The sequence below is a fragment of the Aquabacterium sp. genome, assembly GCF_036279675.1.
Classification (GTDB): domain Bacteria; phylum Pseudomonadota; class Gammaproteobacteria; order Burkholderiales; family Burkholderiaceae_C; genus Aquabacterium.
The window spans coordinates 1-12,519 of sequence record NZ_DASUIS010000033.1 but is presented as its reverse complement, the minus strand read 5'-3'; the positions used below and the strand labels follow the sequence as shown (position 1 = coordinate 12,519).

Genomic DNA, 12,519 nt, shown 5'->3' with positions numbered 1-12,519 from the left:
GACATCGGCATCAAGGGCCTGTTCGTGATGACCATCGACATCCTGAACAAGGGTGCCTTCGTCTCGACCGTGGCTGACTCCATCGGTGCTCGTCTGGGCCTGAGCCAGGCTGACGCCAACAACGGCAAGGCCCTGGCCGCTGCCGCCGCCGCTGGCGTGGCGCCCACCGTGACCCCCACCGCTGGTGGCGTGACCGTGGCAACCGAACTGGGCAAGCTGACTGCTGCTTCGTATGACGCCTTCGGTGCTCAATCGGCTCAAGCTGTGTACGACGGCGCTTCTGACGTTGTGCAGTTCGCCTTCCCCAACGCCAAGCTGAACTCGGCCCTGACCCCCAGCATCACGGTCGGTTCGATCAAGATGGGCAGCACCGCCGCTGACGGCACACGTGGCACTTCGGCTGCTTCGTTCGGCTCGTTCGCCATCAACAACATCGACATGCAAGGCACCAAGGTCTGGATGTGGGCTCACTGATCGGTTGACCACCGATGGGCCCGTCGCAAGCGGGCCCGCCTCCACATGAGTTGAACAGAGCAATCCGCCGTGGCCACCACGGCGGGTTTGTTTCCAAGGTTCGTTTTTGAAATTGTTTTTCGGATCCTGATGATCCTCAACCCGCAGCCAACATGACCAGGACTTTCATCTCCGCGATGCGCCTGCTGTGCCTGAGCCTGGTGCTGTCGGGTGCGCAGGCCGTTCTGGCGCAGGGCAAGCCCATCGATGACGAGGCCTTGTCCGATGTATGGGGGCAGGCGCTGTTCACGTTGGCGAACACCAGCGAGAACGGCTACGACTTCTCTCGCATCACGCTCAACGCCGACATCAAGCTCAATGCCAATCTGGGCGGTATCCGATTGGGTGAGTACACCAGTTCCATCCGCAATGGCACCGGTGCCGACATCGACATCGCCAGGCTGCAGTTCGGTCGATCCGACGGCACGCTGGCCCAGCGCACGGTGTCCGTGACCGATCCCTATGTCGAGTTTGTCTACCGCAACGTGGCCAACTCGGCGACGCGCGAAGTGGTGGGCATGCGCCTGGGCTTTGGCGGCATCCAGGGCGACATCGGCTTGCAGATGAATGCCGTCAGCGGCGCCTTGTTGATCGATGCGGGTGCCAGCGGCACCATCGATTCGCGCAACGACACGCTGGGTGGCAAGCGCTGGGATGGCACCACCTGTACGAATGCTGCGAGTTGTCAGGTGGCGCTGTCGCAAGTAGGTGGCGTGACCGCCGGCAATGCCAGTGGCGCCAGCCGCGACTTCTTCATCTCGGTGCTGAAGTCTGCCGTGACCTTCCCGACCAATGCCGCCACAGGCCTTCCCACCGATCAAGCCATGGCGGGCTTCTGGCTGAACTGGCGTGATCGCCTGTCGGCCTTGAATGTCAGGGCTGCCGTGCCTGCCAATGTGGTGGGCAAGTGAGGGGATGAGCATGTGTGCACTGGTCATCCGCGCGATGTGTTGCAGCCTGGCTCTGTGTGCCCTGGGCACGGTGCATGCCGGCAACTTGCACCCGCTGGAAGACGAGGCGCTCTCGCAGGTGAGTGGCCAGGATGGCCTGGCGTTCAACCTGCGTGGCTTTGCGATGAGCGGGCCCCTGACACTGACCTACACCAGCCCTGACGCGGGCAATCCCAGCCTGTGGTTGGGCAACTTCTACCTGTCGCGCTCCGATGATGTGGACGCGACCTTCACCGATCCATATCGGCTCAACATCTACAGCCGCCTGGGCATGTCGGATGTGATCGAGCTGAGCAACCCGCTCAACGTCAACGGTCTGGTGAAGTGGCAGTTCGCGGCCGACTTCGGCGTGAACGCCAACAACACCAGCTTCAATGGCGGCACACTGATCCTGCAGGATCTCACCTTCTATGGCGGCGGACTGAGCATCACCACGCCTTCCGACCCGTCCGTGCAAGGCGTGGCTTTTGGCCTGGCCTTGCGGGTGGACATCGGCAACCTGATCATCCGCCCGCGTGCGCGCGATGACATCAGCGTGGCCAACCCTGATTCGGTGACGGAGCAGCTCAGCATCAGCGGCATCCACCTGAGCGGCGAGAACAACTCACCATGGGCCATTGCCCATGTGACCACCCAGCCCGGCATCTTCAACGCCATCACCGATGCGGATGGCCAGTCCTATCTGCATCTGGGCATCGACTGGAACAGCAGCCCCAATGGTGCGCCCAAGGGCAGCCTGACCATTGACAACATCACGTTCAAGAGCGATGTGACGGGCAACGTCAACCTGGGATCCAGCCGCATCGAGTCCATCCAGCTCCAGTATCTGGACGTCAAGTTCCGCTGAGGTACGCATGGTGTCGATCTCCTGGCGCTTGATGCGCGCATGTCTCCTGCGATGCCTTCTGCTGTGGTGTGTGGCCATGGCGGGGCAGGGCGTTCATGCCGAACCGCAACCGCTGGATGACAGCAGCATGGCCGATGTCAGCGGGCAGGACGGCATCGGCTTTGCCGTTCACCTGGAGATGAACTCTGCGGCCATCAGTGCCCAGGAGCTCAGCAGCCGACTGATGGCCGGCTTCCATGTGGATGGCCAGACCACCTACGCCATTGCCTGGAACGTGGGCGGCATCATCGACATGTTCGCCATGACCATGAACCTGCGTACCCGTGCGGATGGCAGCGACTACATGGACATCGGCTTGCCCTTCTTCATCGGTGTCAGTCAGTTCGGCTTTCGCGCCTTCAGCGTGCAGACCGATCCGAGCGCTGCCATCTCCCGCAACTACGGGCAGCTGCTCCTCAATGGCCATGCGGCCATGCAGGGGCATCTGTACCTCTGGGCGCAATAAGACGCCTTGAATCGGGAGACCACACCATGTTGGGCATGCTGCTTGGAATCATTGCCAGTGCGATCGGCGAGGCTGCGGGCACTGCCATCCATCCGCCGGCCGACAAGCCTCAGGGCGAGTACCAGCTGCCCATGGTGGCGGTGGGTGGTGGCATCAGCCCCATGCCCGTGACGATCAAGCCCTACTCGGAATTCAAGTTCGAGAACATCGTTCACCAAGCCTATGACTACAGCTGCGGCTCGGCTGCGCTGGTTACGGTGATCAACCACTACCTGGGCATCAAGGTGACGGAGCAGCAAGCCATGGAGGGCATGTTGTCCCATGGCGAGCGCGACAAGATCATCGAGCGCCGTGGTTTTTCCCTGCTGGACATGAAGCGCTATGTGGCCTCGCTCGGGGCCATTGGCGCGGGCTTTCGTGGCGAGATGTCCGACCTGGAAAAGCTCACCCAGCCCGCCATCGTGCCGATCGACTACGCCGGCTTCAAGCACTTCGTGGTGTTCCGCGGCATCCGTGATGGCCGTGTCTTCATTGCCGACCCCTCTGCCGGGCACATCGTGTTCTCGGTCGAGCAGTTCGCCAAGCTGTGGGACCGCGGCACCCTTTTCCTTCTGAGCTTGCCGGCCAATGCCGGTCAGCCTTTGACCAACCTGGCCTTGACAGACCGAGAACTCGGTGTGATCGACAGCGATTCGGTTCGCAAGCAGGCCGTGTTGACTTCGCCCGACCGAACCGAGGCATTGCGCAATGCAGTGCAGGCCGGCATTGGTGTCTTTAACTTGCGCAAGCAGTGATCATGTTGTACTCGCACTCCACCTCTTCCACTCGATTCGGCTTGCGCGCGCTTGCGTTGGCAACCCTGACCTTGACGCTGTCCGTGGCGCAGGCCCAGCAGGCCTCCGGCAACGATGCCGCGCGCGATGCGCTGGGCAAGAGGGAGGGGGACGTGGACCAGGCTGCCTTGCTCAAGGAAACCCTGACGGCCTCCGACAAGCAGTATTCGCTGCTCAAGAAGGGCAAGTGGGCGGCCACCTATGACCTGAACTACTCGTACACCGGGCAGCAACAGATCGACGCCAAGTTCACCGACAGCACGCTGACGCTTTTCAAGATCGAGAACACGCGTGCGCACACCATCACCAACACGGTGTCGGTGGACTACGGCCTGCGTGACAACCTGACGGGCAACGTGTCCCTGCCCCTGGTCAGCAAGTACTCGGAGTCCTCGACCTTCTCGGGCATGTCGCACGGCTTCGGTGACCTGAACGTGGGCGCACGCTGGCAGCCTTTCGAGATGCGCCGAGATGCCCCCAGCATCACCACCAGTGCCACGGTTCGCCTGCCTACGGGACGCAGCCCCTATCGTTCGATCGACGGGCAGAACCTGTCGACGGGCTCCGGTACCGCTGGCCTGACCTTGGGTGTCAACGCCTCCAAGATCATCGATCCCATCGCGTTGTTCGGTTCCGCCAGCGTGGGTGTGAGCATGCCGGCGCGTCACATCAATCAGGTGCGTGACAACGTGACCCTGGTGGCCGTGCATCCAGGCCCTTCGCTGACGCTCGGCGGAGGCTTTGCCTATGCCTTGTCGTATGACGTGTCCACCACCATGTCGTTGCAGGAGTCCCTGTCCTTCCCCAGCAAGCTGGTGTTTGAAGACGGCACATCGAGCCGCACCAGCGTGCAGACATCGGGCATGTTCAGCCTGGGACTGGGCGTGCGCACCTCGCCCCAGAACACGATCAACATGAACCTCGGTATCGGCCTGACCAGCGACTCGCCCGATTTCACGCTCGGCATGAACATGCCTTTGAGCTTCTGAGCAGCGCAAGAAGGCCGTGATCATGAAGATGGCTGACGCCAGGGGGCTCGCTTTGTCTGCACGATGGCTGAGCCTGGTGCTGGGCCTGGTGCTGGGTATGTCCTGGCTGGGCACGGCCCATGCAGCCTTGACCGACAACCTCGGGACCAGCCCCAAGGCGATGTCCATGGGCAATGCCGTGACGGCGGACCCTCCGGGTGTGGATTCGATCCACTTCAACCCGGCAGGTCTCTCGCGTCTGGAGGGCAACGTCAAGCAGGACAACTTCTTTGGCGCATCCGTGCGCATCAAGGCCAACTTCCATCAACCCGAAGGCTTTGACATCGGAGGCTGGAAGGAAGACCCACTGGCCGGCAGTTCCAGCGGCCCGGTCTACCAGAAGCTCTACATCCCCGGCATTGGCGTGCCCAAGTGGAAGCTGCCGGCCGCACTGGGTGCGGGCATGGGCTTCAGCTTCAATAGACCTGGGTCACCCTGGACCTTTGCCACGGCGAGCTACGTGCCTCAAGCCGTGGGCGTGGACCGAAGCCAGGACCCCAACGACCCGACTCGTTTTGATGGCCGTTCCATGGTCATCCAGCGTCTGGTGTACCTCTCGCCGTCGGTGGCGTACAAGGTGTCCGACACCCTCAGCCTGGGGCTGGCCGTGCCGATTGCGCACCAGAGCTTTGCGCTGGATACGGACATGCGCTTTCCCAACAAGCTGCTGGGCATCATCGGCAAGTTGCAGGATGCCTGGTGCAGTGACGGCGGCAACCCGCTGGACACCTTCGGCTTCGGCCTTTGCGGCGGTGGGCAGGAAGGGCGCCTGAGGCCATTCAGGCGCGCGGGCACGATGAAGTTCGACATGACCGCGCCGGTTGACCCGACCTTCAACGTGGGCCTTCTGTGGGAGCCCAAGGACTGGTTTGCCTTTGGTGCGGTCTACCAGTCGGGTACCAAGACCACCCTGACCGGGCGCTACACCTTCATGGCCGATCCCATGTTCCCCAGGTTCGTGGAGGGCATGTATGGCAGCTTGCTGGGGCCGGTGGTGGCGGCCATGTTTGGTTTCCCGACCTCCATCCCGGATGTGCAGACCGGGCACGCCACCATGCGCCTGCCTTTCCCGGCGCATTTGCAGGCCGGCATCAAGCTCAAGCCCACCGATCGCATCCAGTTCAACGTGGATGCGATGTACACCGACTGGAGCAAGTGGGACAAGCTGGAAATCCAGTTCGACCGCCAGATTGCCTTGCTGCAGATGGCGCGCATCTTCGGCCAGGCCGATGCTTCCAAGCTGGTGATTCCACGGGGTTATCGGGACCCCATCCACTTTGGATTCGGGCTTGAAGTGGGCATCACGCGTGGCTTCAAGTTGCGCTATGGCTATGAGCCGCGCAAGACCTCGATTCCCCAGTCTGCCTTTGACCTGATCGCACCTTTGCCGACGATGACGGTGCGCAGCATCGGCATGGGCTATGAAAGCCCATCAGGCCTGAAGATCGACGCGACCTACTCGTATGCCAAAGGCAAGTTCGACATTCCTGCCGAAACCAGCTGCAACCTCAACTGCAGCAACTTTTTCAACGTCATCTACAACCCCTATGCGGGGCTCGATGTTTCCGGCTCCATGACTGTGCGTTATGGCGGCATGTCCATCACCAAACCGTTCTGAGTTGTTCCATGTTCATTGCTCGTATGACTTTCCGCTTCAACCGCCTGGCCGTCGCGACCCTGCTGTCCGCTTGCGTGGCGACACCTGTGTGGGCGCAATCCGCCGATGGCAAGGCCAAGCTGATCGACAAGCTGCTGACGCTGTGGCATCCAGAGGATGTCGTCGTCATGATGGTGCAGCGGCCCGCAGCCGATGCCGTTCAGCAGGCTCGTATTGCGCTGCAAGGGCGTGTGACGGCCGAGCGCCGGGACGCCACGCTCAAGGACATGGCGGTGGATGTGCAGAAGTACATCAATGAAGCCACACCGATTGCACTGGACACGGCACGACGCCAGTTGGCCAGCTCCGTCGTGCCCATCTTGCAGCAGCAGTTCAGCGAAGAAGAACTCAAGCAGATCATCGCCATGCTGGAGTCTCCCGTGAAGAAGAAGTTCGAGCAGATGATTCCGCAGATGGAGCGCGCGCTGGGTGAGAAGGTGGTGGCCGAGAGCCGCGCTGCCATTGATCCGAAGATGCAGGCCTTGACCCAGGCGGTCGGCCTCAAGTTGCGCGCAGCGACCACCACGCCATGACAAACGGACTCGTGCATTCGGTGGCCCGATCAGCTCGTCGCTGGCTGGCCATTGCCTTGGTGACCGTGCTGTCTGCCTGCGGTGGTGGTGGCGGCACGCAGGGCAAGGGTGCCAGCCCGGCATCAGGCGCCGACAGCACGCATGGTGCTTTCACGCTGGGCCTGTCAGGCGGCGGCTATCGCGATGTCAGCCACGTGTGGGTGACGATCGGCAGCGTGGCCCTGCACCCTCAAGCCTCGCAAGCGTGGTCCGGCAGTGACCGCAGCTGGACTGTCTTGCGCCTGACCACGCCGGTGGTGGTGGACCTGGCCGTCGTGCCGTCCAGCACGCAAGGCGACGTCACGCGGGTGCTCAGCGGCCTGAGTGTGCCCGCGGGCACTTATGGTCAGATCCGTTTGTTCCCCCTGGCGCACGATGCCGCCCTGGATGACGCGGCGGCTGCCAGAGGCCTCAGCTTCAATGCACAGGTCAATTACACGGATGGTGGTGGTCACGCGCGCGTGGTGCCACTGGAACTGCCTCAGCCTGATCAGGGCTGGCGCTTGGCCGGCACGTATGCCGTGGCAGCGCAAGGTGCCAGCTATGTGGTGGTGCAGGCCGACTTGCAGCACAGCCTGGTTCGCATGGCATCGGCCGATGGAGTGGACCACTTCAGCATGCGGCCGGCCTTGATGAGCTATGACATGGGCACCAGCGGTGCGATCATTGGTGCCATCGATCCTTCGCTCATCTGCGGCTCGGGTACGGCCCCGGCCGCACCGAACTGCGCGCAGGACATCGTGGTCAGTGCCCAGCGGTTGTCTGCAGATGGGCAGCGCCATGTTGATGTCAGGCAGTACCGCGTGACCAGCACCTCCGGGGGCTTTGCGCTGTATCCGCTGCCACCGGACACCAGCTACGACGTGGTCATCACGGGCAGGCACATGCAGACCATGGTGATCCGTGGGGTCACGGTGTCGTCATTCAGTGTGCTCGATACGCTTGCCTGGACGGTGCTGGGCGCGTCGAACGCGCCCATCGTGCCGGTCATCACGCCATCGACCTCGCGTTCGGTCACCCTGGCTTCACCCGTATCGCCGCGCGGCAGCCAGCTGTTTTTTGGCCAGAGCCTGGATGCATCCAGCAAGCCTTATCAGGTCGCGGTGGCCAACACCGATGTGTTGACGGGCAGCCTGGCGCAGGCGCTGGACCTGCCTGAAGGGCCCTTGCGCGTGGCCAACTTCGTCGAGAGTGGTGCGGCCTTGAGCTTCAGCGATGTCACACCCTATGAAGGCGCACAGGCGTTCAGCGTGCAGGCCCTGGGCACGGCTTACGACGACGTGGGGGTGTTCAGCACGGTCGTGCCGACGTTGGGCACGAACAGCAGCATCACGGTGAACAGCCCTGTGCGACAAGCTTCGCTGGGCATCGGGCAGATCCAGGTGAGCTTGACGGGCACCTTGTCGGCCAGTTACGGCGGCGCCAGCGTGATCGTGTCGGACGTCAACGGTGTGGTGACGTCTCAGGCCGTTTCAGGCAGCAGCATGGTGATCAATGTGCCAGCCGGCAGCCAGGCTGCGGCCCTGGGCAGCACCGCCATCTACAGCGTGGCCTTGCGGGCTGCAGGCCACACCGGCACGCTCAGGTGGGTGCGCGCCGGCACGGCGCTGGATCTGCGCAATGCGGCCAGCGCTTCGGTGACGCTGGCCTTGCCCTGACGGGCTGCCGCTTCAGCGGTTGTTGGCCGGTGGCAGGTTCGGCAGGCCGAACAAGGGCAGCCCGATGGGCACCAGCGCGGAGATCGGCGTCAGCGCCACAAGGGTGCCGCCGAGCTGAGCGGTGGTGTTCACCGCATTGACCGCATTCACGGCGGTCTGTGCCGATTGCCTGGTCTGCAGGTCCAGGGCAGCCAGCAAAGCGACGGTGTTTTGCGCCGAGGTGGCGTTGCGTCGCTCTTCGTCACTGCGCTGGCGGATGTCCTGGCCTTTGCCAAGCTGCCCCATGATGTCCTTGTCCATGCCGGCGCCGTGGACCTCGGTGAGGGCTTGATCGTCCAGGGCCTGCACGCCTGCGAGGCAGGACGATGCCGCCAGCAGCAAACCGCAAGCCGTCAAGGTCTTTCGCCAAACCAGATTCGTTGTCATGCGCGCGTCCTTTACTGCGGGAAAGGCCGTGCGGATGCGGCGGCCTGTAGCCAGCTATCGGCAGCTGCGTGAGGCGTTTGAGTGGCGTGTGGCTTATACCGCCAAGGTGTGTGATCAATCGACGGAATAGCGAGCTTGCTGTTCTTGTGTTGTGACGATGCTCTTGACTTGCTGGCTGGACCATGTACGGTGCAATCAATTCCATCACCCACTCATAAATTGGCGGGTCAGCATGAGCAAGACGATTCTGGTCGTGGATGATTCAGGCACCTTCCGGCAGGTGGTCAACATGGCGTTGACCAAGGCGGGCTATTCGGTGATCGAGGCTGTGGATGGCCGTGACGCCTGTGCCAAGCTTGCTACACCGAAGCTGGATCTCATCATCTGTGACATCAACATGCCGCACATGGATGGCATCGAGTTCGCCAGGCGCGCCAAGGCCTCTGCGCACAAATTCACGCCGATTCTGATGATCACCACCGAGTCGCGCAGCGAGATCAAGGCTGAAGGGCGGGCTGCCGGGGTGCGGGGCTGGATCGTCAAACCGTTTCAGCCCTCGCAGCTGATCGAGGCGGTCAGCAAGCTGTGTTCGTCCTGACCGTGTCTGGATCTCTTCTTGAGCGCGGCACAAAGAAAAACAGCCTGAAAGCGTTGGCCTTCAGGCTGTTTGTCTAGAACGTATGTTCTGGTGCGGCTGGCAGGATTCGAACCCACGACCCCTTGGTTCGTAGCCAAGTACTCTATCCAACTGAGCTACAGCCGCTAAAAATGTTCTCGGCTACCGGTTCTTCACGATGAGGTGATAACTGGTGCGGCTGGCAGGATTCGAACCCACGACCCCTTGGTTCGTAGCCAAGTACTCTATCCAACTGAGCTACAGCCGCCGAGAAGTGAGACTATAGCATGGTTTACGAGCATGTGTAAACAGCTCGTCATTTTTTGAGTGTGAACGACCCCGTTCAGGGTTGTTCCGGCAGGGCCGCGAGACGGTAGAAGCGCGCGGCTTCTTCGGCACGGTGTTCACGCTCGGCCAGTTGGCCCAGCTTGGCCCAGGCCATGCGGCGGCGCTCCAGATCCAGCTGCAGGTCATTGGCCGCAGACAGCAGCATGCCGCGAGCCTTGCCCCACAACTGGCGCTCCGACAGGGCCAGGCCCAGCGTCAGGGCCAGACCTGGGTTGCGCAAGGCCGATTGTGTGGTCGCGTCCAGGCGGGGCAGCCACTCTGCCTCCAGGCCCAGCAGGCTGTGCGCCAGCGCATTGGCGAGGGCGTCCACGGCTTCGGGCGTCTGTTGACCGATACGGTCCCACAGCGGCGCGAGCCATTGACGGGCTTCGATCTGGGCACCCAGATCGGCCATGCGGCGTGCAGCGTGGGCGACCACCATCGGGTCCTTGCGGTCGTTGGTGTCGAGGTTTTGCCACAGTGCCCGCAACTGATCGGCGTCGCGGGCTGAATCCAGCGTTTCCACGGCCAGTGTGCGCAACAGACCTTCCGCGGCGGAGCTGGTGAAGCCCTGATGCTTGGCCAGCAGGCGGGCGGTCTTCAGTGCTTCCACCGGCTGACGTGCCAGGCGGGTGGCCTGCAGCTTCAGGCGCAGGGCCTGCGTGCGGCGGGCCACACCTGGTGGCAGTTCGGCCAGATCATGCAGGGCGCGGCGGGCGTCGCGGTCGTCCAGGGCACATTCGGCGGCCAGCAGACGGGCGCCTTCTTCCGTGGCGCGCGGCTTGCGCGTCAGGCGTGACAGATCAAGGGCGCGTTGCAGGTGTTCGTCGCGGCGCTTGCGGTCCTGCAGGCGGTGCAGGCTACCGGCCGACAGCAGGTGGGCCAGGGCGGTGAATTCGGCGTCCAGCGTGAGTTCGGGCGTGTCGGCCTGAATGGCCACGGCTTTCTGGCAGGCCTTGTGGGCGCGGGTGTAGCGACCTGCCATGTACAAGGCCAGGCCCTCGCGCAGGGCGGCCTGGGCCACCTTGTCACGTTGGGAGACACGCCAGCGCTTGGCACGCTCGGGCAGGGCCAGCAGGCTGTCGAGGCCGCGCACCAACGAATAGATGGCCAGGAAGATCAGCACCAGGCCCAGCAGGAACAGGTTGAGCGAGATGTCGGCACGCCAGCCCAGCCAGTAGATGGTGACCAGGCCGTCATTGGCGCCCAGGGCCGTGGCGCCCACCACCGCGGTCACAGCCAGCACCAGGAACCAGACGATGGAGCGCATGTCGGGGCGTCCTCGCTGCGGCTCAGCGGCCGCCCGATACCGTGGCCAGCGCGGCCAGGGTGTCGTCGGGGCGGGGCACGGTGATCTGCTGGCTCTGGGCGGCCACGTCCGTCAGCATGGACTGCAGCAACTGCGTCTTGCGCGATTGCAGGTCGAAGTAGCGCGGCACGGTCGCCTGGATGTTCTGCAAATCAGCCAGCGCCACGGTGTTCTGGCGGCTCAGCAGGGCCAGGCGTGCATTCAGCAGGCGCAGCTTGATGTTTTCTCGCAGGAAGAAGCCCTGATCAGGCGAGATCAGCATGCCTTCAGGGCGGTTGATGCGCGTCAGGCGGATCAGGCCACGGGTCTCGTTCCAGAAGGTCTGGGCGGCGCCCTTGGTCCAGTCGAGCACGTGGCTGCCCCAGGTGTCGGCAGCGGGTTCGGGGGCCGAGGCCGGGGCAGCCGATTGCGCGGCGTTCTTGTTCTTGCCGCCTGGCTTGCTGGCTGGCACGGGTTTGGGTGTCACTTCTGCCTTCGGCAAGGGCGGCATCGTGGCTTCCGGCTGGTTGAGCAGGGGAACTTCGTCCACGAGGCGGGCGGCCTCGTCCAGCCGGATGGTCAGGGAACTGGTATCGGCCACGCGGGTGGCGCGGACGCGGTCCAGGTCCTTGGCCAGGGCGCGGCGGATGTTGTCCAGGCGGGGCTGACGGGCACGTGCCAGGCGATCGTCGGCCGATTGCATGGCCGTGATCAGGGGCTCGGCGCTGCCGGTCAGGGTGGCTTGCTGGCTGGCCACGCGCAGGCCGGCCTCGATGTCGGCCACGAGGTTTTCGTCTCGTGACAGGCTCAGTGTCTTGATCAGGTCTTCCACCTGGCTGCGCTGCAGGGCGACCTCGGTGATGCGCGTCTCCAGCAGGGTCGAGCGGGCCGTGGCTTCGCGCGCGGCCTCCTGGGCCTGGCGAGCCAGCACGCGGGCCTCGGTGGCCTGCCCCTGGCTGTCGATCTGACGGCGGACCAGTTCCTGTTCGAGCGCCTGCACCTTTTTCTGGGTGTTCCAGGCCACCCACCCGGCGCCGGCCGTGGCCATGCTCAGGATGACAACGGCCCAGCGTACCCAGCCGCCGGGCACGTCGGAATCGGCCTGCGGGTCGAGCGGCAAGGGCTCGACTTCGATGGGCGTGGGGAGGTTGGTGGGGGCGCTGGTGTCGGTCACAGTGAAATCATTGTATCGACGTGCCTGGATTCCACCCGAGAAGACAGTGCATGCAAGCCCGCTTACTCGGGTGATCGTAGTGCTTCCACCACTGCCGACAGGGTGGGGCGGGTCGAGGTGATGCG

At 63.4% G+C, this 12,519-nt stretch carries 13 protein-coding genes and 2 tRNA genes; 10 read left to right on the top strand and 5 right to left on the bottom strand.

Annotation, left to right across the window (positions count from 1 at the left end; translation table 11 throughout):
* The 9 genes from VFW93_RS03400 to VFW93_RS03360 form a co-directional block, all read left to right on the top strand.
* The coding region (locus tag VFW93_RS03400; RefSeq protein ID WP_329692580.1) for a hypothetical protein at positions 1–474 on the top strand (474 nt) is incomplete at its 5' end.
* Positions 475–626: 152 nt separating this feature from the next.
* Positions 627–1,424 (top strand): hypothetical protein, encoded by a 798-nt coding sequence (locus tag VFW93_RS03395; RefSeq protein ID WP_329692579.1) that lies wholly within the window; start codon positions 627–629, stop codon positions 1,422–1,424.
* 10 nt (positions 1,425–1,434) lie between these two features.
* Positions 1,435–2,310: a hypothetical protein gene (locus VFW93_RS03390; RefSeq protein ID WP_329692578.1), complete on the top strand. Its 876-nt coding sequence runs from the start codon at positions 1,435–1,437 to the stop codon at positions 2,308–2,310.
* A 7-nt stretch (positions 2,311–2,317) separates the two neighbouring features.
* Complete coding sequence (locus VFW93_RS03385) at positions 2,318–2,815, top strand: DUF6160 family protein (protein WP_329692577.1); 498 nt, start codon at positions 2,318–2,320, stop codon at positions 2,813–2,815.
* A 35-nt stretch (positions 2,816–2,850) separates the two neighbouring features.
* Positions 2,851–3,609: a C39 family peptidase gene (locus VFW93_RS03380; protein ID WP_329692576.1), complete on the top strand. Its 759-nt coding sequence runs from the start codon at positions 2,851–2,853 to the stop codon at positions 3,607–3,609.
* Positions 3,610–3,611: 2 nt separating this feature from the next.
* On the top strand, positions 3,612–4,637 hold the full coding sequence (locus VFW93_RS03375; protein ID WP_329692575.1) for a transporter: 1,026 nt from the start codon (positions 3,612–3,614) through the stop codon (positions 4,635–4,637).
* Between the two features lie 22 nt (positions 4,638–4,659).
* Positions 4,660–6,294 carry an OmpP1/FadL family transporter gene (locus VFW93_RS03370; protein ID WP_329692574.1) on the top strand — a complete coding sequence of 545 codons (1,635 nt, stop codon included), beginning with the start codon at positions 4,660–4,662 and terminating at the stop codon, positions 6,292–6,294.
* Positions 6,295–6,302: 8 nt separating this feature from the next.
* Complete coding sequence (locus VFW93_RS03365) at positions 6,303–6,866, top strand: DUF2059 domain-containing protein (protein WP_329692573.1); 564 nt, start codon at positions 6,303–6,305, stop codon at positions 6,864–6,866.
* Positions 6,863–8,563, top strand: a complete 1,701-nt coding sequence (locus VFW93_RS03360) for a DUF4382 domain-containing protein (protein WP_329692572.1) — start codon at positions 6,863–6,865, stop codon at positions 8,561–8,563. Before VFW93_RS03365 ends, VFW93_RS03360 begins: the two co-directional genes overlap by 4 nt.
* 12 nt (positions 8,564–8,575) lie before the next feature.
* Here the strand turns inward: VFW93_RS03360 and VFW93_RS03355 are convergent, their stop codons facing one another.
* Positions 8,576–8,989: a hypothetical protein gene (locus VFW93_RS03355; RefSeq protein ID WP_329692571.1), complete on the bottom strand. Its 414-nt coding sequence runs from the start codon at positions 8,987–8,989 to the stop codon at positions 8,576–8,578.
* 232 nt (positions 8,990–9,221) lie between these two features.
* Here VFW93_RS03355 and VFW93_RS03350 point away from each other — a divergent pair, with 232 nt between their 5' ends.
* On the top strand, positions 9,222–9,587 hold the full coding sequence (locus tag VFW93_RS03350) for a response regulator (RefSeq protein WP_329692570.1): 366 nt from the start codon (positions 9,222–9,224) through the stop codon (positions 9,585–9,587).
* An 88-nt stretch (positions 9,588–9,675) separates the two neighbouring features.
* Here the strand turns inward: VFW93_RS03350 and VFW93_RS03345 are convergent.
* The 4 genes from VFW93_RS03345 to VFW93_RS03330 form a co-directional block, all read right to left on the bottom strand.
* Positions 9,676–9,752, bottom strand: a tRNA-Arg gene (locus VFW93_RS03345).
* Positions 9,753–9,796: 44 nt separating this feature from the next.
* A tRNA-Arg gene (locus tag VFW93_RS03340) sits at positions 9,797–9,873 on the bottom strand.
* A gap of 75 nt (positions 9,874–9,948) precedes the next feature.
* Positions 9,949–11,202: a heme biosynthesis HemY N-terminal domain-containing protein gene (locus VFW93_RS03335; RefSeq protein ID WP_329692569.1), complete on the bottom strand. Its 1,254-nt coding sequence runs from the start codon at positions 11,200–11,202 to the stop codon at positions 9,949–9,951.
* Positions 11,203–11,224: 22 nt separating this feature from the next.
* Entirely contained in the window at positions 11,225–12,394 is a 1,170-nt protein-coding gene (locus VFW93_RS03330; protein ID WP_329692568.1) for a uroporphyrinogen-III C-methyltransferase, read from the bottom strand.
* Positions 12,395–12,519 lie beyond the last annotated feature (125 nt).